Raw genomic sequence first — 16393 nt, 5'->3', positions numbered from 1 at the left:
AGCGGATGCCGCGTCAGCGGTCGAGCGCCGCGAACCGCTCGATGTCGCTGTTGGTTCCCGACACGATGATGAGGTCGTGGTTCGTCACGATCGTGGCGGCCTCCGCATAGCGGAAAGGCTTCCCGGGACTCTTCACGCCGACGACCGTCACCTTGTACTTCGACCGCACGCCGGACTCGTTGAGTCCGACGCCGCGGATGAACTTCGGCGGATACATCTTGGCCAGTACGAAGTCGTCGTCGAAGCGGATGAAGTCGAGCATCCGGCCGCTGACGAGGTGCGCGACGCGCTCGCCGGCCTCTCGCTCCGGGTAGATGACATGGTTCGCGCCGACGCGGGCGAGGATCTTGCCGTGCGACTGCGACACGGCCTTCGCCCAGATCTGCGGCACCTTGAGGTCGACGAGGTTGGCCGTGATCAGGACCGAGGCCTCGATCGACGAGCCGACCGCGACGACGGCGACCTGGAAATCTCCGGCGCCGATCTGCCGCAGCGCATCGATGTTCTTGGCGTCGGCCTGCACCGTGTGCGTGACGCGGTCGGACCACTTCTGCACGAGCTCGAGGTTGTCGTCGATCGCTAGGACCTCGCGGTCGAGGCGGTCGAGCTCACCGGCGCACGCAGCGCCGAATCGACCGAGACCGATGACGAGGACGGGAGCGTCCCCCCGGAGGACTTCAACCAACGATCGGCCTTTCCACGGGCAGTGAGTAATACTGCGATCGCGACGTCGCGGCGACTGCCGCGGCGAGTGTCACTGTACCAACGCGGCCCATGAAGATGGTCGCGGCCATGACGTACGACGCCGAATCGGGGAGCTCGGCCGTGAGGCCGGTCGACAGGCCCACCGTGCCGAACGCCGAGATCACGTCGAACAGCACATGACTGATGTCGTCTTTGGTGATCTGGGCGATGATGATGGTCGACAGCGCCACGATGGTCGCACCCCAGGCGACGACGCTGAGCGCCACGCGCTGCACGTCGCTCGGGATGCGGCGACCGAAGACCTCGACGGACGAGCGACCCTTCGCCTCCGACCAGACGGCGATCGCCAGCACGGCCAGGGTCGTGACCTTGATGCCACCCGCGGTCGATGCCGAGCCGCCACCGACGAACATCAGCATGCTGGCGGCGAGGAGTGACGATCCGTTCAGATCATCCATCTCGATGACGTTGAACCCGCCGGATCTGGTCATGGCGGACAGGAAGAACGCCTGGAACGTCGTGTCAGCGGCATCCATCGACCCGAAGGTCTTCGGGTTGTTGTACTCGAGAATGAGGAAGACGGCGGCACCGAGCACGAACAGCAGCACGGTCGTGACCAGCGTGAGCTTGGTGTGCAGCGACCACTTCTTCACGTGCCAGACGTGCTTGGCCAGCGTGTAGATGACCGGGAAGCCGATGCTGCCGAGGAACACGCCGATCATGAGGAGCGTGAGGACGAGGTAATCGTCCGCGAAGACGGCGACTCCTCCGTCGTTCGGCGCGAATCCGGTGTTCGTGAATGCCATGGCCGCGAAGTAGGGCGCTTCCCAGAGCGCGGCGATGGGGTCGACCTCGGCCATCACGAGCGCCGGGTAGAGCAGAACCGCGAGGGATGCCTCGATGATCAGCGCCGAGACGGCGACAGTCGTGAGCAGCTGACCGACTTCGCCCAGGCGGACGGTCTGGCTCTCGTTCACGACGCCGCCGTGCGCGCGCAGCGGATTGGTGTCGCCGGCCGCCATCAGCTTGGCCCGCAGTCCGAGCCTCCGCGAGATGAGCATGCCCATCAACGACGCGAGCGTCAGCACGCCCAGCGCGCCGATGTTGACGCCGACGAAGATCAGCACGTGGCCGAACGGGGACCAGTAGTTCGCCATGTCGACCGTAGCCAGACCCGTCACGCAGATCGTGGAGACTGCGGTGAAGAGGGCGTCGCTCAAGGGGGTGACGGTGCCGCTCGCCGAGGCGATCGGCAGCGACAGCAGCACCGTGAAGACGAGGATCAGCAGGGCGAAGATGACGATCGCGAAGCGCGACGGGGACGAGGTGACGATGTGCTTGACCCAGTCGACGGCGCCTTCGAGGCGCTCGCGCGGAGACGACGCCGAAGCGATGCCCGACATCGCGTCCCCCTTCGTCCTGCGCCCGCCTGCGCCCCACGTCACACGGCGCCTTTCGCCGAGCCTTCGTCATGGTACTCCGTGACGGGGACGACTACCCTGATCTCATGACGGACATCTTCGACGTGATCGCAGACGGTACGAGGCGCGACATCCTCCAACTCCTGCTGCGACGCACGGCCGAAGGCGAGTCGGGCACGAGCGTGAGTCACATCGTCGCCGACCTGGGCATCAGCCAGCCGACCGTCTCCAAGCACCTCAAGGTACTGCGCGACGCCGAGCTCGTGTCGGTGCGCGAAGACGGCCAACGCCGCTTCTACAGCCTCTCGGTCGAGCCGCTCGAGGTCGTGGACGACTGGCTGGTCCCGTTCCTCGTCGACGCGTACGGTGATGCGGCACCCGACATCGACTACCCGTTCACGCCGCTGACCGACAGCGCCGCGCACGCGGCCGAGGTGGTCGGCCGCGCCGCAGCATCCGCCAAGCATGTGGTGACCAGCGCGCTCAAGCGCTTCGGCGGCTGACGGCGTCGGCTCGAGAGCGAGGGCCGCAATGCCTTCGCTCCTGTGCCGGAGGTCCGCCCCACTGATCACATGAGCCACATAGGTTTACAGGTGTCTCACCTACCCCATAGAGTGTGCACATCGAGAAAGGGGTACGCGGGATGCCCGAAGTACCTGACGTCCGGTTCCTCACAGTGGCCGAGGTCGCAGAGCTCATGCGCGTGTCGAAGATGACCGTGTACCGGCTCGTCCATGCAGGTGAACTGCCTGCCATCCGCTTCGGCCGCAGCTATCGCGTGCCCGAGTCCGCAGTCGCCGACGCTCTGCAGCGCCCCATCGCCGACGTCGGCTGATCCTTCCTGGAGAATGCCGTGGATGTCAGTACGTTCTACGCCCTCTTCTCCACGACATGCTTCACGCTCACCGGTCTGTGGTGGAACGTCGTCCGATCGCGCCGTGACTGGACGACGGATCCGGCGATGCGCCGCACGATCGGCGGCATCTACCTCTCCTTCCTCCTGCCCGCTCTCATGGGACTGTTCGCGCAAGTCGGCGGGACTGAGAACCCGCTGATCTGGCGCTCATCCTTCGTCGTGATCGCGATCGTCGGAGGGGCGTCCATGGTGCGCCTGATTGCCCAGGCGCGCGGCGACGGCACCCGCGCATCGATCCGGTGGGCACAGCTCGGCACCGTTGTCATCTACGTGGCGCTCGCTGTCGTCGGTTTCGCGCCGCAACTCGTGACACCGCTCGGCCTCACGGGAATCCAGGTGGAGGCGTTGCTGCTCATCGCGCTGGTAGCCCTCGGGCACGCGCTCGTGTGGCGGTTCCTGGTCACGGACGACGTCGCGGAGTGACACGGCACAGAGTGCTCGTTCGGGTTTGCTAGACTGATCCGAGGCATTTTTTCCGTGCCCGTTACCCGGGTGTCCGATTTTGCGCGACGCCCAGCCGCTGACTTAGTGAGGTTTCCGTGGGTTCTGTCATCAAGAAGCGCCGCAAGCGCATGGCGAAGAAGAAGCACCGCAAGCTGCTTCGCAAGACTCGCCACCAGCGCCGCAACAAGAAGTAAGCGGCCAGACACGAGCGCCTGTCTTCGGACGGGCGCTTTGTGTCTCTGCCCGCGTATCCGCAGTTCGTGCACTCCGAGAGGACGCCATGAAGTCGATCACCGTCACCGAACTCGCCGAGCGATCCGGCACGCCGCTCATCGACGTGCGCGAAGCCGGAGAGTTCGCCGCGGGCCACGTGCCCGGCGCGGTCAACGTCCCGATGTCCGAGATCGGCAACCGCCTGGATGAACTCCCGAGCGAATCGTTCGACGTGATCTGCCAGATGGGTGGCCGCTCGGCGCGGGTCGTGGAAGCTCTCGAGGCCCGCGGGTACGACGTGACGAACGTCGAGGGCGGCACGGGCGAGTGGATCGCTCAGGGCCGCGAGGTCGAGGTGCCGTCGGCGTGACCACGCTGACCCTCATCGGCAAACCCGACTGCCACCTCTGCGACGTCGCATCCGAGGTGATCGACGCGGTCATCGCCGAATTGCCGGATGCCGCGGCGGAGCAGATCGAGATCGTCGAGGCGTCCATCAAGGATGATCCCGCCCTGTACGAACTCTGGTGGGAGAAGATCCCGGTCGTGCTGATCGACGGCGAGCTGCACGCCCACTGGCGTGTGTCGCCCGACCGGTTGCGCGCCGCCCTGGAGGAATCCGTCCGAACCGTCGCGCAGAGCGACCAGAAGGAGTCGAAGTGACCGTTCGCCATGTCGTCAGCTGGAAGCTCGCCGCCGAAGACGCCGCCGAGCGCGGCGCCCAGGCAGGCGAGGTGGCTCGTCGCCTGAACGCCCTCGGCGGCGTGGTGCCGCAGCTCCTCTCGATCTCAGCAGGCCCGAACATGGCGTACCCGGACGCGAACTGGGACGTCACGCTTGTCGCCGACTTCGCGTCGATCGCCGCGCTCGAGGAGTACCAGGTGCACCCGGCCCATGAAGAAGTCGTCGCATACGTGCGCTCCGTCGTCTCCTCTCGCGTCGCCGTCGACTTCGAGGTCTGAGCGGCAACTCGCGCGTCACAATCCGTCACACTTGCAACACAAATGTGATCCGCTCTGGTCGCCTCCGGTTGGTCGAGGCCTCGGGGCGCATGTTTAGATGAACACCTACCCGTCCGTGGGCGTCATTGCCCTCGTCTCACAGGAGCCGACATGCAACGTCGCCACATCCTCGCCGGCCTCGCGCTCGCCGCGACCGCCACTCTCGCCCTCGCAGGCTGCGCCACCGGCGCGGGAGACTCCGGTTCGGACGAGCCCGCCGCGGGCGACGAGTACGGCTTGATCGAGGCGGGCACGCTCACGATCTGCTCCGACATCCCCTACGCACCGTTCGAGTTCGAAGGTGGCGACAACGGCACGGGTTACACGGGCTTCGACATCGACCTGCTCGACGCGATCGCCAAGAAGCTCGACCTGAAGCTCTCGGTGCAGGACGTCGGCTTCGAGGCGCTGCAGTCGGGCACCACGCTCGCCTCCGGCACCTGCGACATCGGCGCCTCTGCCATGACCATCACGGACGAGCGCAAGGCGAACATCGACTTCTCCGACCCGTACTACGAGTCGCTGCAGTCCCTGCTCGTGCGCACCGACTCCGGCATCGAGTCGATCGATGACCTCGAGGGCAAGAACGTGGGCGTCCAGCAGGGCACCACCGGAGAGGCCTACGCGAACGAGAACGCCAGCGGCGCGGAGATCGTGCAGTACCCCTCCGACGGTGAGCTGTGGCCGGCGATGCAGTCGGGACTGATCGACGCGATCCTGCAGGACCAGCCGGTCAACATCGAGCACGAGAAGGCCGACAGTGCCTACAAGATCGTCGAGGAGTACGAGACCGGCGAGTCCTACGGCTTCGCCTTCGCCAAGGGCGAGAAGGACGAGCTGCTCGAGGCTGTCAACGGTGCGCTGAAGGAGCTGCAGGACAGCGGCGACTACCAGACCATCTACGACACCTACTTCGCCGCTAAGTAAACGGCGTGCGGCGCAGGACAGGGAGACCTTGACGATGGCGTTGAGGCGCAGCACTCGAAGCAAGCTCTATCGGTACATCGTCTACGCGGTGCTGATCGCGATCGTCGTCTGGGCGGCGGTGACGACGAACTGGGCGAGGATCGGTCCGCTCTTCTTCAACCCCGAGGTCGCGGTCAAGATGTTCCCCGGGATCATCACCACCGCGCTGGTCAACACGCTGTGGTTCACCGCGGTCGCGTTCACCGCGGGGCTGGTGCTCGGCGTCATCCTGGCGTTGCTGAAGCTGTCGAGCATCGGCCCGTTCCGGTGGATCGCGACGGCCTGGATCGAGCTGTTCCGCGGGCTTCCCGCGATCCTCACGATCTTCGGGGTGGCGTTCATCCTTCCGGTCGCGTCGGGTGTTTCGGGTAGGGACCTCGGCGGACCGGTGGTGCTGGGGCTGATCGGTCTGATCCTGGTCGCGTCGGCATACATGGCGGAGACCATCCGTGCCGGCATCCAGGCGGTCCCGAAGGGGCAGACCGAAGCGGCTCGTTCGCTCGGCATGTCGCCGATGAAGACCACGTTCTGGATCATCGTGCCGCAGGGCTTCCGCATCATCATCCCGCCGCTGACCAATGAGTTCGTGCTGCTGCTGAAGGACACCTCGCTGCTCTTCGTCGCCGGCACGTTCATTTGGTCGAAGGAACTCACAAACTTCGCCCGCGACGCGGCGACGCAGAACACGAATGCGACGCCGCTGATCATGGCGGCGATCCTGTACCTGATCGTGACGATCCCGCTCACGCGCTTCAGTGCGTGGCTCGAGCGTCGGATGGCGAGGCAGCGATGATCACCGACCTGATTGATGTGCACGCCCCGGCGATCGATCTTCAGGGGCTCGAGAAGAGCTTCGGCGACAACAAGGTACTCAAGGGCATCGACCTCACCGTTCAAGCCGGCGAGGTCGTCTGCGTGATCGGTCCCTCGGGGTCGGGCAAGTCGACGCTGCTGCGCTCGGTGAACCTGCTCGAGGAGCCGACGGGCGGCAAGGTGCTCATCGAGGGCATCGACATCACCGACCCGGACGTCGACATCGACCGGGTGCGCACGCGCATCGGCATGGTGTTCCAGAGCTTCAACCTGTTCCCGCACCTCGACGTCATGGGTAACCTCATGGTCGCGCAGCAGCGGGTGAAGAAGCGCTCGAAGGCCGAGGCGCAGAAGGTCGCGCTCGAGATGCTCGGGCGCGTCGGCCTGGTGGAGAAGGCGGACGCCTATCCGGGGCACCTCTCCGGTGGACAGCAGCAGCGTGTGGCGATCGCCCGGGCGCTCTGCATGAATCCCGACATGATGCTGTTCGACGAGCCGACGTCGGCGCTCGACCCGGAACTCGTCGGCGAGGTGCTGCAGGTCATGCGCTCGCTGGCGGACGAGGGGATGACGATGCTGGTGGTCACGCACGAGATGGGCTTCGCCCGCGAGGTCGGCTCGCGCCTGATCTTCATGGACGGCGGCTACATCGTCGAAGAGGGCGATCCGCGTGAGGTGCTCGGCAACCCGCAGCACCAGCGCACGAAGGACTTCTTGTCCCGAGTGCTGTAGCTCGCACTCTCCGATTGCCGAAACCCCGCTCTCGCGCCGAGACCCCCTGCTGCAGGCATCTGCAGGAGGGGGTCTCGACGATATGTGGGGGTCTCGGGATCAGGACTCGATGACCTCGGCATCCGCGGCGTTGCGGCGGACGGATTCGATTCCGGCGAGAGCTGCGGACTTGCTGGAGTAGCTCTCGCTGCTTGCGATGATCTCTCCATTGCCGGCCTTGAGGCGGAACCGGTGTCCGCCGGAACTGTCGGAGTAAAGCTCGAACGTGCCTGCCATGAGGTGTCCTTTCTCTGTCTGGTCGGAGGGTCGACCTCCCGCGCTCACGCTATTCCAGCCGGTATATCGGTGGGAAGGGCGGGAGCGGATGCCGTTGCGTCGAACTCGTCGCGTTCCGGTCGCAGTTCTCGCCGTTTCGAGCGACGCGGGGCGGCAGGAACTGCGACCGGAAGACAGGCCAGCGGCAGAAACTGCGACCGGAACGGGCGGGATCAGCCGCGGGGATGGACCGCGACGGGCTCGGGCGCGACAGCGATGCGCACCCGATCGCCGAAAGCGGGGTGGATGCCGGGGGCATGCTGCACGCGGACCAGTTCACCCGACTCGGTGCGCACCAGCGTGCGTCGCATGCTGCCGAGGAACGTGCTCTCCTCGACGAGCGCGTCGGTGGCGGCATCCGCTTCCGAGGCGAAGTACACGTTCTCCGGCCGGAGGTACACGTCGACCGGACCGTCGGCCGGTGTCTGGAGTGGCAGCGACTGCCCCCACACCAGCACGTGATTCCCGTCGGCGACGCCCGAGACGACGCTGGAGAGACCGACGAACGCGGCGACGCCCGCCGTGGACGGCGTCGTGTACAGCTGCTCGGGGGAGCCGATCTGCTCGATGCGGCCCGAGTTCATGACGGCGATCCGGTCGGAGACAGCCAGCGCCTCCTCCTGATCGTGGGTCACGAAGACGGTCGTGATGCCGAGGCGCAGCTGGATGCGGCGGATCTCGTCGCGCAGCTGCACGCGCACCTTCGCGTCGAGAGCCGACAGCGGCTCATCGAGCAGCAGCACCTTCGGCTCGGTGACGAGCGCCCGAGCGAGGGCGACGCGCTGCTGCTGACCGCCCGACAGCTGGTGCGGGAAGCGGTCGGCGAAGTCCGACAGCCCCACCAGTGCGAGAGCGTCGAGCGCGCGCTTCGCAGCATCCGCCCTGCCTGCCCCGCGCCGCCGCAGGCCGAACGCCGTGTTGTCGAGCACGCGCAGATGCGGGAACAGCGAGTAGGACTGGAAGACCATGCCGATGTCGCGCTTGTTCGTCGGGACGCGCGACACGTCGGAGCCGCCGAGGAGCACGGCGCCGCTGTCGAGGCCTTCGAGTCCCGCCAGCACCCGCAGCAGGGTCGTCTTGCCGCAGCCGGAGGGTCCGAGGAGGGACACGAACTCGCCGGGCGCGATGTCGAGATCGACGCCGTGCAGCACGGTGTTCCCCGAGTAGCTCTTCACGATGCCCTGCAACTCGACGCGGGTGCCGTCTCCGGCCTCCGCGAGCAGCACGTTGTCCTTGGTCCGGGGGAGGGCGTGGTCGAGGGTCATGAGCGGGCCTTTCCGGTGCCGCGCGCGACGCGGCCGATGACGAGGAGCAGAGCGAAGACGAAGACGAGCGCCAGCAGGGTGAAGATCGCGGGCGCGTAGGGGTCCTGCTTCTGGACGACCACCATGGCGGTCTGGAACACCTGGCGGTTCAGGAGCGAGGCGATCGTGAACTCGCCGAGGACGACGGCGATCGAGATGAGGGATGCCGCGAGCAGCCCTTGCCGGATGTTCGGAGCGAGCACGGTCAGGACGACCGTGGGCCAGCTCGCCCCGAGGGAGCGGGCCGCTTCGGCGAGCGTGCGGAGGTCGGCCGCGTCGATGGACGCTTGGATCGAGCGGAACGCGAACGGCAGCACGGTGATCCCGTAGGCGAAGGCCAGCGTCCAGGTGCCGGTGCCGAGCGTTCGACCGATCTGCAGGTAGATCGGCGCGAGGCCGACGACGAGCACGATCGCCGGGATCGAGATCGGCAGCAGCACCGCGAACTCGAAGGCCGGCTTGAGCTTCGGGAAGCGCAGATTGACCAGGATCATCGTCGGCGCGAGCAGGAAGAGAACGAGCACGACGGTGACGAGCGCGAGGATCAGCGAGTTGCCGAGTCCGGTCCAGATCGGTTTGATCCCGGCCGCCGCGGCGGGGTCGAACAGGTCGGACCAGTGCACGAGCGAGAAGCCACCGGCCGGGTCGCGCAATGTGAAGAGCAGCGTCGACAGCAGGGGGATCGCGAAGAAGGCGCCGACCAGGATGCCGATGATCCAGCGGGTCGCGAGGGAGGGGCCGAGACGGTTCATGACTGCCACCTCGCGGCCCGCCGCTGGATGATGGAGTACAGGGCCATCACGACTCCGACGATGACGATCATGCCGAGCGCGAGAGCACCGGCGAGGTTCTCGCGACCGAGCACGGTCTCGCTGGTGAGAGCGGTGCGGATCTGCAGCGGCACGATCTGCGAGCCCTGGCTGGCGAGGGCTGCAGCGGTCGCATAGGAGGAGAACGCGTTGGCGAACAGCAGCAGCAGGCTCGCGAGGAAAGACGGGGCGAGCACCGGGATGCCGATGCGCAGCCAGAAGCTCGCACGGGTGCCGCCGAGAGTGAGGTTCGCCTCGGACCACTGCGGCTTGAGCGCGGCGAGGGCCGGCATGAACGTGATGACCATGAGCGGGATCTGGAAGTAGATGTACGGCAGCACGAGACCGGGAAGCTCGTACAGCCAGGTGCCGTTCTCGTAGATGTTCACACCGAACGAGTCCTTGAGGAAGACGGTGATGACGCCCTGGATGCCGATGGCCGAGATGAACACGAAGGCGAGCATGACCCCGCCGAACTGTGCGAGAACTCCTGCCGCGGCATCCACCGTCGAGCGAACCGCGCCCTCCGGGTTCATGCCGAGCAGGGCGTAGCAGACGAGGGCGCCGATGAGGGCGCCGACGACGGCGGTGAGCAGCGACAGCCCCGCGGAGTTGGCGAAGGTCGTCAGCACGACGGGGTCGCCGAGGGCTGCGACGTTGGTCCAGGTGAAAGCGCCGTCATCCGCGAAGAAGCCCGAGCCGATCGCGAGGATCGTCGGCACGGCGAGGAACAGCACGACGTAGGCCGCGAAGGGCACGAGCCCCAGCCAGGCCCACGAAGGCGCGGACCGCCGGCCCCTCGCATCATGCGAGGAGCCGGCGCCCGATACCGGTGTGGAGATCGCGGGGGCGGATGCCGCGGCATCCGCCCCCGCTGCGGTGAGGGTCGTCACTGGACGGCCGCTGCCCACTTCTCGCCGAGCAGGGTGCCGGCCTTCGTGGACTGCTCCTCGGTCGGGACGACCGTCTCGGCGGGGACCTCGGGGAGGGCATCGGCGAGGTCGGCGTCGATCGTGCCGGCCTCGGTCATGGCCTCCATGCGGGCCGGGCGTGCGCCGCCCTTCAGCCACAGGTTCTGCACCTCGTCGCTGTAGAGGAACTCCTGCCACAGGCGCGCGGCGGCCGGGTTCGGGGCATCCTTGTTGATCGCCTGGTTGTAGTAGCCCGCATAGCCGGTGCCGTCGAGCACGACGACCTTCCAGTTCTCGTTGTCAGCCATGTGAGCGGCGTTCAGGTAGTCCCAGTCGAAGACGACGGGGGTCTCGCCGCTCGTGACCGTGGCCGTGGTCACGTCGACCTTGAGCAGGTTGCCGGCCTTCTGCAGCTCCGAGAAGAAGTCGATGCCGGGCTGGAAATCGTCGAGCGTGCCGTCGGACTGCACGGTCGCGAGACCCACGGCGGCGAAGGCTGCGCCGGCCTGCGTGGGGTCGCCGTTGATCGCCACGGCGCCCTTGTAGTCGGCGCTCTTCAGGTCGTCGAGCGATTCGGGAGCGTCGAACTTCGAGGAGTCGTAGCCGATCGACATGTACCCGCCGTAGTCGCCCACGAAGAGACCGGTCGGCTCCTTGAGCGCATCGGGGATGTCGTCCCAGGTCTCGACCTTGTACGGGGCGAACACGTCGGTGTTCTGCAGCGCGACCGTGAGGCCGAGGTCGAACACGTCGGGAGCGGTGTCAAGTCCCTCGTTCGTCTCGGCGGCCTGGATCTCCTCGGCGCTGGACACGTCGGGCGAGGCCTCGTTGATCGTGATCTCGGGGTACTTCTCGGCGAACAGGTCGAGGATCTCGCCGTAGTTCGCCCAGTCGCGGGGGAGCGCGATGACGTTGAGCTGACCCTCGGCCTTGGCCGCGGCTTCGAGGTCGGCGAACGAGCCGAAGTCGGCGACCGATGTCGCGGCGGCGGCGTCGACGGCGGAGTCGCCCTCGTCCGATGTGGCGTCGGCGGCGCCTGAGCACGAGGTGAGTACGAGCGCGGCCGTGGCGGCCAGGGCGATGCCGGCGCCGATGCGCGCGCGGCGGGTGTTGCGAGCCATGAGTGTCCTCTCGGGTGACCGGCGATCGCCGGTACGGGGTTGCGAGAGGACACTATGGGCGCCGCGTTACCGGTCGGAGCGGCGGGGGTGAACGGTGGGTGACCGGGTCGTGGCGGAAACGATCCGGCGAGTGCGTGCGGAGGAGATCTGCCCCTCGGGAGGAGGAATTCGGGCGATTCGTCCTCCCGAAGCGGGGATCTCCTCCCGACGAGCCTGGGTGCTCCGCGTCAGTCCTGCGGGACGGAGTACTTGAAGCCCTTGTGCGAACCGACGTAGCCGAGGTGCTCGTAGAAGCGGTGCGCGTCGATGCGACTGGCGTCCGACGTGAGCTGGACCATCGCGGCGCCGAGCGCAGGCGCGGCCGAGTCGGAGACCCAGCGCATGATCCCCGAGCCGATGCCGGAGGAGCGCAGATCGCTGCGGACGCGCACCGCTTCGACCAGCAGCCGTCGGGCTCCGCGGCGAGCCATGCCGGGGACCGACGTGAGCTGCAGCGTGCCTACGACCCGGCCGTCGAGCTCGGCGACGAGCAGGTCGTTCGACGGCTCGGCGAGGATATCGCGGAGACCGGCGATGTACGCGGGCCGGTCCTCATCGGATGCCACGTCGCCCCGCGCCGCGCTGATCGGGTCGTCCGCGAGCAGCGCGATGACGGCATCCGCATCGTCCGGCGTCGCCCGGCGCAGCGTGGCGGTTCCTGCGCGGGAGTCGAGAGCGTGCGGAAGCGGGAGGGAGTCGAGCATGCGCCAAGTCTGACATCCTGAAGGGATGGACATCGGCACGCTCCTCGGGCTCGAGCAGCTCACCTGGGGGATGCTGATCCTCATCGTCGTCGCGGCATTCGCCGCCGGGTGGATCGACGCGGTCGTGGGCGGCGGGGGACTCCTCCAGCTTCCTGCGCTCCTGCTGATTCCCGGGATGGCGCCGATCCAGGCGCTCGCGACCAACAAGCTCGCGTCGGTCTTCGGCACCGCGACCAGCAGCGTCACCTACTACCGGCGCGCGAAACCCGACATCCGCACCGCCTTGCCGATGGCGGGCATAGCGCTCGTCGGCTCGTTCGGCGGCGCCGCCGTGGCGACGATCCTGCCGCCCGCAGCCTTCAAGCCGATCATCGTCGTGGCGCTGCTGGCCGTCGCGCTCTTCACCGCATTCCGGCCGCAGATGGGAGCGGCGACGAAGCTGCGCTTCCACGGCCACAAGCACCACATCATGGCCGGTCTCGCCGGGCTCGCGATCGGCTTCTACGACGGCATGATCGGACCGGGCACCGGAACGTTCCTCGTGATCACGCTGGTCGCGCTGCTCGGCTACGACTTCCTGCAGGCGAGCGCCAAGGCCAAGATCGTGAACTTCGCGACGAACGTCGGGGCGCTGCTGCTCTTCATCCCCACCGGATCGGTACTGTGGCTGCTGGGCGGCATCCTCGCCGTCGCGAACGTCGCCGGCAGCTACCTCGGCTCGAGGATGGCGATCTCGCGCGGCACGACGTTCATCCGCGTGGTGTTCCTCGTCGTCGTGATCGGGCTCATCGGCAAGCTCGGCCTGGACGTGTGGAACGAGAACATCGTGCCCGCGCTCACACTGCTGGACTGAGCGTTCCGCAAGGCTTTGCGCCGTTCGCAAGGCCGGGATCCCGGCATCCGTCCTTGCGCGGTGTAAAAAGCCTTGCGAGGAGCACGCGCGTTTCGTCTCGCTTCGCTCGCTCAACGACCGGAGAGCGCCGGCCGTTGAGCGAGGAGCGAAGCGACGAGACGAAATGCGTGGATCAGGCCTCGTCGTCGTCGGGCTCGAAGTCCACGCCGGCCTCGGCGCGCTGCGCCGGGGTGATCGGTGCGGGAGCGGCGGTCAGCGGGTCGAACCCGTTGCCCGACTTCGGGAACGCGATGACCTCGCGGATGGACTCGGTCTTCGACAGGTGCTGCAGCACGCGGTCCATGCCCAGCGCGATGCCGCCATGCGGCGGGGCGCCGAACTTGAACGCGTCGAGGAGGAAGCCGAACTGCTCGTCGGCCTGCTCGTCGCTGATGCCCATGACCTCGAACACGCGCTTCTGCACGTCTTCGCGGTGGATGCGGATCGAGCCGCCGCCGAGCTCCGAGCCGTTGCACACGATGTCGTACGCGTAGGCAAGGGCCGAGCCGGGGTCGGTGTCGAACGTGTCGGCGAACTCCGGCTTCGGACCGGTGAACGCGTGGTGCACGGCCGTCCAGGCGCCGGCTCCGACGGCGACATCGCCGGATGCCACGGCATCCGCTGCAGGCTCGAACATCGGGGCGTCGACCACCCAGGTGAAGGCGAACTCGTCCGGATTCAGGTAGCCGAGGCGGCGGCCGATCTCGACGCGCGCGGCGCCGAGCAGTGCCCGGCTCTCCTTGGTCGAACCGGCGGCGAAGAACACGCAGTCGCCCGGCTCCGCGCCGACGAGGGCCGCGAGGCCCGCCTGCTCGGTCTCGGAGAGGTTCTTGGCGACCGGACCGCCGAGCGAGCCGTCCTCGCTGAAGAGCACGTACGCCAGACCCCGGGCGCCGCGCTGCTTCGCCCAGTCCTGCCAGGCGTCGAGCTGCTTGCGGGGCTGGCTCGCGCCGCCCGGCATCCGCACGGCGCCGACGTACTCGGCCTGGAAGACGCGGAACGTGGTGTCGGAGAAGTACTTGGTGGCTTCGACGAGCTCGAGTCCGAAGCGCAGGTCGGGCTTGTCGGAGCCGTACTTCGCCATCGCGTCGGCGTAGGTCAGGCGCGGCAACGGGGTCGCGACCTCGACGCCGATGGTCTTCCACATCGCGACGACGAGCGACTCCATCAGCGTGATGACGTCTTCCTGGTCGACGAAGCTCATCTCGATGTCGAGCTGCGTGAACTCGGGCTGACGGTCGGCGCGGAAGTCCTCGTCGCGGTAGCAGCGGGCGATCTGGAAGTACTTCTCGACACCGCCCACCATCAGCAGCTGCTTGAACAGCTGCGGCGACTGCGGCAGGGCGTACCAGCTGCCCGGGCTCAGACGTGCGGGTACGAGGAAGTCGCGGGCACCCTCGGGGGTCGAGCGCGTGAGGGTCGGCGTCTCGACCTCGGTGAAGTCCTCGCCGTGCAGCACGTCGCGGACCGCCTTGTACACGTTCGAGCGCAGACGCAGGTTCGCGGCCTGGGCGGGACGACGGAGGTCGAGGTAGCGGTACTTGAGGCGCGCCTCTTCGCCCACGGTCTCGGTGTCGGCGAGAGCCGTCGACACCTGGAACGGCAGCGGAGCAGACTCGTTCAGTACCTCGACGTCGGTCGCGATGAGCTCGACGTCGCCGGTGGGCAGGTTGGGGTTCGCGTTGCCCTCGGGGCGCTGCGAGACCTCTCCCGTCACCTTGAGCACGAATTCGTTGCGCAGGGGGTGGGCGATCTCCTCGTCGCGGATCACGACCTGGGCGATGCCCGACGCATCCCGCAGATCGATGAAAGCGACTCCTCCGTGGTCACGACGGCGATCGACCCAACCCGTGAGGGTGACGGTCTGACCGATGTGCTCGGCTCGCAACGAGCCTGCCGAGTGGGTGCGAAGCACGGAGGATTCCTTCTGATCTGGGAAATGGTGAACCCGCCCAGTCTACGTGGGCGGGCGGAGCGTCCCCGGCGTCGTTCCTCGCGCCGACACGCTTCCTCAGTATGATCGCCACGACAGAAAGGGCCCTTCCATGGACTCGAACGGCATCTCCGACCTCTACGCGCAGATCTTCTCCGGCACCAGCGGATTGATCGCGCTCGTCTTCTATGTGCTCGTCGTCATCGGCCTGTGGAAGGTGTTCACGAGGCCGGTTACCCCGGCATCCTCGCGATCATCCCGATCGTGAACGTGGTGTTCCTCGTGAAGATCGCCGGAATGTCCGGATGGCTCGCTCTGCTCTACATCATCCCGATCGTCAACATCGTCTTCGGGATCATCGTGGCCATCAAGCTGGGCGAACGATTCGGCAAGGGCGGCTTCTTCTCGTTCTTCCTGCTGTTCGTCTTCCCCTACATCGGGTACCTGATCCTCGGCTTCGGGGACGCTCGTTACACGAAGGCCTGACTTGTCGGCGACGCGCATCCACCTCGTCCGACACGGCGAGGTGCACAACCCTCGCCGTGTGCTCTACGGGAGACTCCCCGGCTATCACCTGAGCAGGGCCGGACGGAAGATGGCTCAGGCCGCAGCCGACCATGTCGCCGGCCTCGACCGGCCCGTGTCCGCGCTCTACTCCTCGCCGCTGGAGCGCGCACAGGAATCGGCGGAGCCGTTCTCGGAGCGCTTCGACCTCGTGCCGGAGATCGACGTGCGGGTGATCGAGCCGACCAATGTGTTCGAGGGCACGCAGATGCGCCGCTCGCTGATGAATCCCCTCAACTGGTGGCACCTGCGGCAGCCCGCGACGCCGAGCTGGGGCGAGCCGTACGCGTCGGTCGCCGAGCGGATGCGGGGCATCATGGACGAGGCCTGGGATGCGGTCGACGGCGGGGATGTCGTGATGGTCTCGCACCAGGCGCCGATCTGGATCACCCACCTCCGTGTCGCCGGCCTTCCGCTGCGCCACGATCCGCGCACGCGTCGCTGCGCGCTGTCGAGCGTGACCTCGTTCGAGCGCGTCGGCGACGTCTGGCGCGAGGTCGCGTATGCGACGCCTGCGCCGACGGACGGCGCCGTCGACGTCGGGGCTGTCTGACTCAGGCTTTCGAATCGCGCAACTGGCGCGTTTTCAG

23 protein-coding genes are annotated in these 16393 nt (G+C 67.2%); 14 read left to right on the top strand and 9 right to left on the bottom strand.

Annotated elements, in window-relative coordinates; genetic code table 11:
* Window positions 1-13: 13 nt before the first annotated feature.
* Both RS85_RS11585 and RS85_RS11580 read right to left on the bottom strand, forming a co-directional pair.
* Complete coding sequence (locus tag RS85_RS11585) at window positions 14-685, bottom strand: potassium channel family protein (RefSeq protein ID WP_046013607.1); 672 nt, start codon at window positions 683-685, stop codon at window positions 14-16.
* On the bottom strand, window positions 678-2108 hold the full coding sequence (locus RS85_RS11580; RefSeq protein WP_046013606.1) for a TrkH family potassium uptake protein: 1431 nt from the start codon (window positions 2106-2108) through the stop codon (window positions 678-680). The genes RS85_RS11585 and RS85_RS11580 overlap by 8 nt, the downstream gene beginning before the upstream one ends.
* A 104-nt stretch (window positions 2109-2212) precedes the next feature.
* On the opposite strand from RS85_RS11580, the gene RS85_RS11575 reads away from it, so the two are divergent.
* The 10 genes from RS85_RS11575 to RS85_RS11535 all read left to right on the top strand — a co-directional run bounded on the left by RS85_RS11575 (window position 2213) and on the right by RS85_RS11535 (window position 7211).
* Window positions 2213-2629 (top strand): ArsR/SmtB family transcription factor, encoded by a 417-nt coding sequence (locus RS85_RS11575; RefSeq protein ID WP_046013740.1) that lies wholly within the window; start codon window positions 2213-2215, stop codon window positions 2627-2629.
* A gap of 140 nt (window positions 2630-2769) precedes the next feature.
* Window positions 2770-2961, top strand: coding sequence for a helix-turn-helix domain-containing protein (locus tag RS85_RS11570; protein WP_046013605.1), 192 nt, complete (start codon window positions 2770-2772; stop codon window positions 2959-2961).
* A gap of 18 nt (window positions 2962-2979) precedes the next feature.
* A complete protein-coding gene (locus RS85_RS11565) occupies window positions 2980-3465 on the top strand; it encodes a hypothetical protein (protein WP_046013604.1) in 486 nt (161 codons plus the stop codon).
* Window positions 3466-3581: 116 nt separating this feature from the next.
* Window positions 3582-3680 carry a 30S ribosomal protein bS22 gene (locus RS85_RS19275; protein WP_003792170.1) on the top strand — a complete coding sequence of 33 codons (99 nt, stop codon included), beginning with the start codon at window positions 3582-3584 and terminating at the stop codon, window positions 3678-3680.
* Between the two features lie 86 nt (window positions 3681-3766).
* Window positions 3767-4069 carry a rhodanese-like domain-containing protein gene (locus RS85_RS11560; RefSeq protein ID WP_046013603.1) on the top strand — a complete coding sequence of 101 codons (303 nt, stop codon included), beginning with the start codon at window positions 3767-3769 and terminating at the stop codon, window positions 4067-4069.
* Window positions 4066-4362 (top strand): glutaredoxin family protein, encoded by a 297-nt coding sequence (locus RS85_RS11555; protein ID WP_046013602.1) that lies wholly within the window; start codon window positions 4066-4068, stop codon window positions 4360-4362. The genes RS85_RS11560 and RS85_RS11555 overlap by 4 nt, the downstream gene beginning before the upstream one ends.
* Window positions 4359-4661: a Dabb family protein gene (locus RS85_RS11550; protein ID WP_046013601.1), complete on the top strand. Its 303-nt coding sequence runs from the start codon at window positions 4359-4361 to the stop codon at window positions 4659-4661. The genes RS85_RS11555 and RS85_RS11550 overlap by 4 nt, the downstream gene beginning before the upstream one ends.
* Before the next feature lie 150 nt (window positions 4662-4811).
* Window positions 4812-5627, top strand: coding sequence for a basic amino acid ABC transporter substrate-binding protein (locus tag RS85_RS11545; protein ID WP_046013600.1), 816 nt, complete (start codon window positions 4812-4814; stop codon window positions 5625-5627).
* Window positions 5628-5661: 34 nt separating this feature from the next.
* Entirely contained in the window at window positions 5662-6459 is a 798-nt protein-coding gene (locus tag RS85_RS11540; protein ID WP_046013599.1) for an amino acid ABC transporter permease, read from the top strand.
* Window positions 6456-7211: an amino acid ABC transporter ATP-binding protein gene (locus RS85_RS11535; protein ID WP_046013598.1), complete on the top strand. Its 756-nt coding sequence runs from the start codon at window positions 6456-6458 to the stop codon at window positions 7209-7211. Before RS85_RS11540 ends, RS85_RS11535 begins: the two co-directional genes overlap by 4 nt.
* A 99-nt stretch (window positions 7212-7310) precedes the next feature.
* On the opposite strand, the gene RS85_RS19270 is transcribed toward RS85_RS11535, so the two are convergent.
* The 6 genes from RS85_RS19270 to RS85_RS11510 form a co-directional block, all read right to left on the bottom strand.
* The gene (locus RS85_RS19270; RefSeq protein ID WP_082087596.1) at window positions 7311-7487 is read right to left on the bottom strand and encodes a YegP family protein; all 177 of its coding nucleotides are present in this window, start codon (window positions 7485-7487) and stop codon (window positions 7311-7313) included.
* A gap of 212 nt (window positions 7488-7699) precedes the next feature.
* Window positions 7700-8791: an ABC transporter ATP-binding protein gene (locus RS85_RS11530; protein ID WP_046013597.1), complete on the bottom strand. Its 1092-nt coding sequence runs from the start codon at window positions 8789-8791 to the stop codon at window positions 7700-7702.
* Window positions 8788-9582: an ABC transporter permease gene (locus RS85_RS11525; protein ID WP_046013596.1), complete on the bottom strand. Its 795-nt coding sequence runs from the start codon at window positions 9580-9582 to the stop codon at window positions 8788-8790. The genes RS85_RS11530 and RS85_RS11525 overlap by 4 nt, the downstream gene beginning before the upstream one ends.
* Window positions 9579-10532 carry an ABC transporter permease gene (locus tag RS85_RS11520; RefSeq protein ID WP_046013739.1) on the bottom strand — a complete coding sequence of 318 codons (954 nt, stop codon included), beginning with the start codon at window positions 10530-10532 and terminating at the stop codon, window positions 9579-9581. The genes RS85_RS11525 and RS85_RS11520 overlap by 4 nt, the downstream gene beginning before the upstream one ends.
* Window positions 10529-11671 carry an ABC transporter substrate-binding protein gene (locus RS85_RS11515; protein ID WP_046013595.1) on the bottom strand — a complete coding sequence of 381 codons (1143 nt, stop codon included), beginning with the start codon at window positions 11669-11671 and terminating at the stop codon, window positions 10529-10531. Before RS85_RS11515 ends, RS85_RS11520 begins: the two co-directional genes overlap by 4 nt.
* A 227-nt stretch (window positions 11672-11898) precedes the next feature.
* Entirely contained in the window at window positions 11899-12414 is a 516-nt protein-coding gene (locus RS85_RS11510) for a GNAT family N-acetyltransferase (RefSeq protein WP_046013594.1), read from the bottom strand.
* A gap of 25 nt (window positions 12415-12439) precedes the next feature.
* Between RS85_RS11510 and RS85_RS11505 the strand changes: the two genes are divergently transcribed.
* On the top strand, window positions 12440-13267 hold the full coding sequence (locus tag RS85_RS11505) for a sulfite exporter TauE/SafE family protein (RefSeq protein ID WP_046013593.1): 828 nt from the start codon (window positions 12440-12442) through the stop codon (window positions 13265-13267).
* A 172-nt stretch (window positions 13268-13439) separates the two neighbouring features.
* On the opposite strand, the gene aspS is transcribed toward RS85_RS11505, so the two are convergent.
* Window positions 13440-15221 (bottom strand): aspartate--tRNA ligase, encoded by a 1782-nt coding sequence (gene aspS, locus RS85_RS11500; RefSeq protein WP_046013592.1) that lies wholly within the window; start codon window positions 15219-15221, stop codon window positions 13440-13442.
* Window positions 15222-15351: 130 nt separating this feature from the next.
* Between aspS and RS85_RS20200 the strand changes: the two genes are divergently transcribed.
* Genes RS85_RS20200 through RS85_RS11490 form a run of 3 tightly spaced genes read left to right on the top strand, consistent with a single transcriptional unit; the run spans window position 15352 to window position 16356 of the window.
* Window positions 15352-15507 (top strand): hypothetical protein, encoded by a 156-nt coding sequence (locus tag RS85_RS20200; protein ID WP_327037218.1) that lies wholly within the window; start codon window positions 15352-15354, stop codon window positions 15505-15507.
* Entirely contained in the window at window positions 15504-15725 is a 222-nt protein-coding gene (locus RS85_RS20195) for a DUF5684 domain-containing protein (RefSeq protein WP_327037217.1), read from the top strand. The genes RS85_RS20200 and RS85_RS20195 overlap by 4 nt, the downstream gene beginning before the upstream one ends.
* A 1-nt stretch (window position 15726) precedes the next feature.
* Window positions 15727-16356 carry a histidine phosphatase family protein gene (locus RS85_RS11490; protein WP_046013591.1) on the top strand — a complete coding sequence of 210 codons (630 nt, stop codon included), beginning with the start codon at window positions 15727-15729 and terminating at the stop codon, window positions 16354-16356.
* The last annotated feature ends 37 nt before the right edge of the window (window positions 16357-16393 follow it).

Source organism: Microbacterium sp. SA39 (genome assembly GCF_000967865.1).
Classification (GTDB): Bacteria; Actinomycetota; Actinomycetes; order Actinomycetales; family Microbacteriaceae; genus Microbacterium.
The sequence above is the reverse complement of the archived record's forward strand: the minus strand, read 5'-3'. Positions and strand labels throughout refer to the sequence as shown.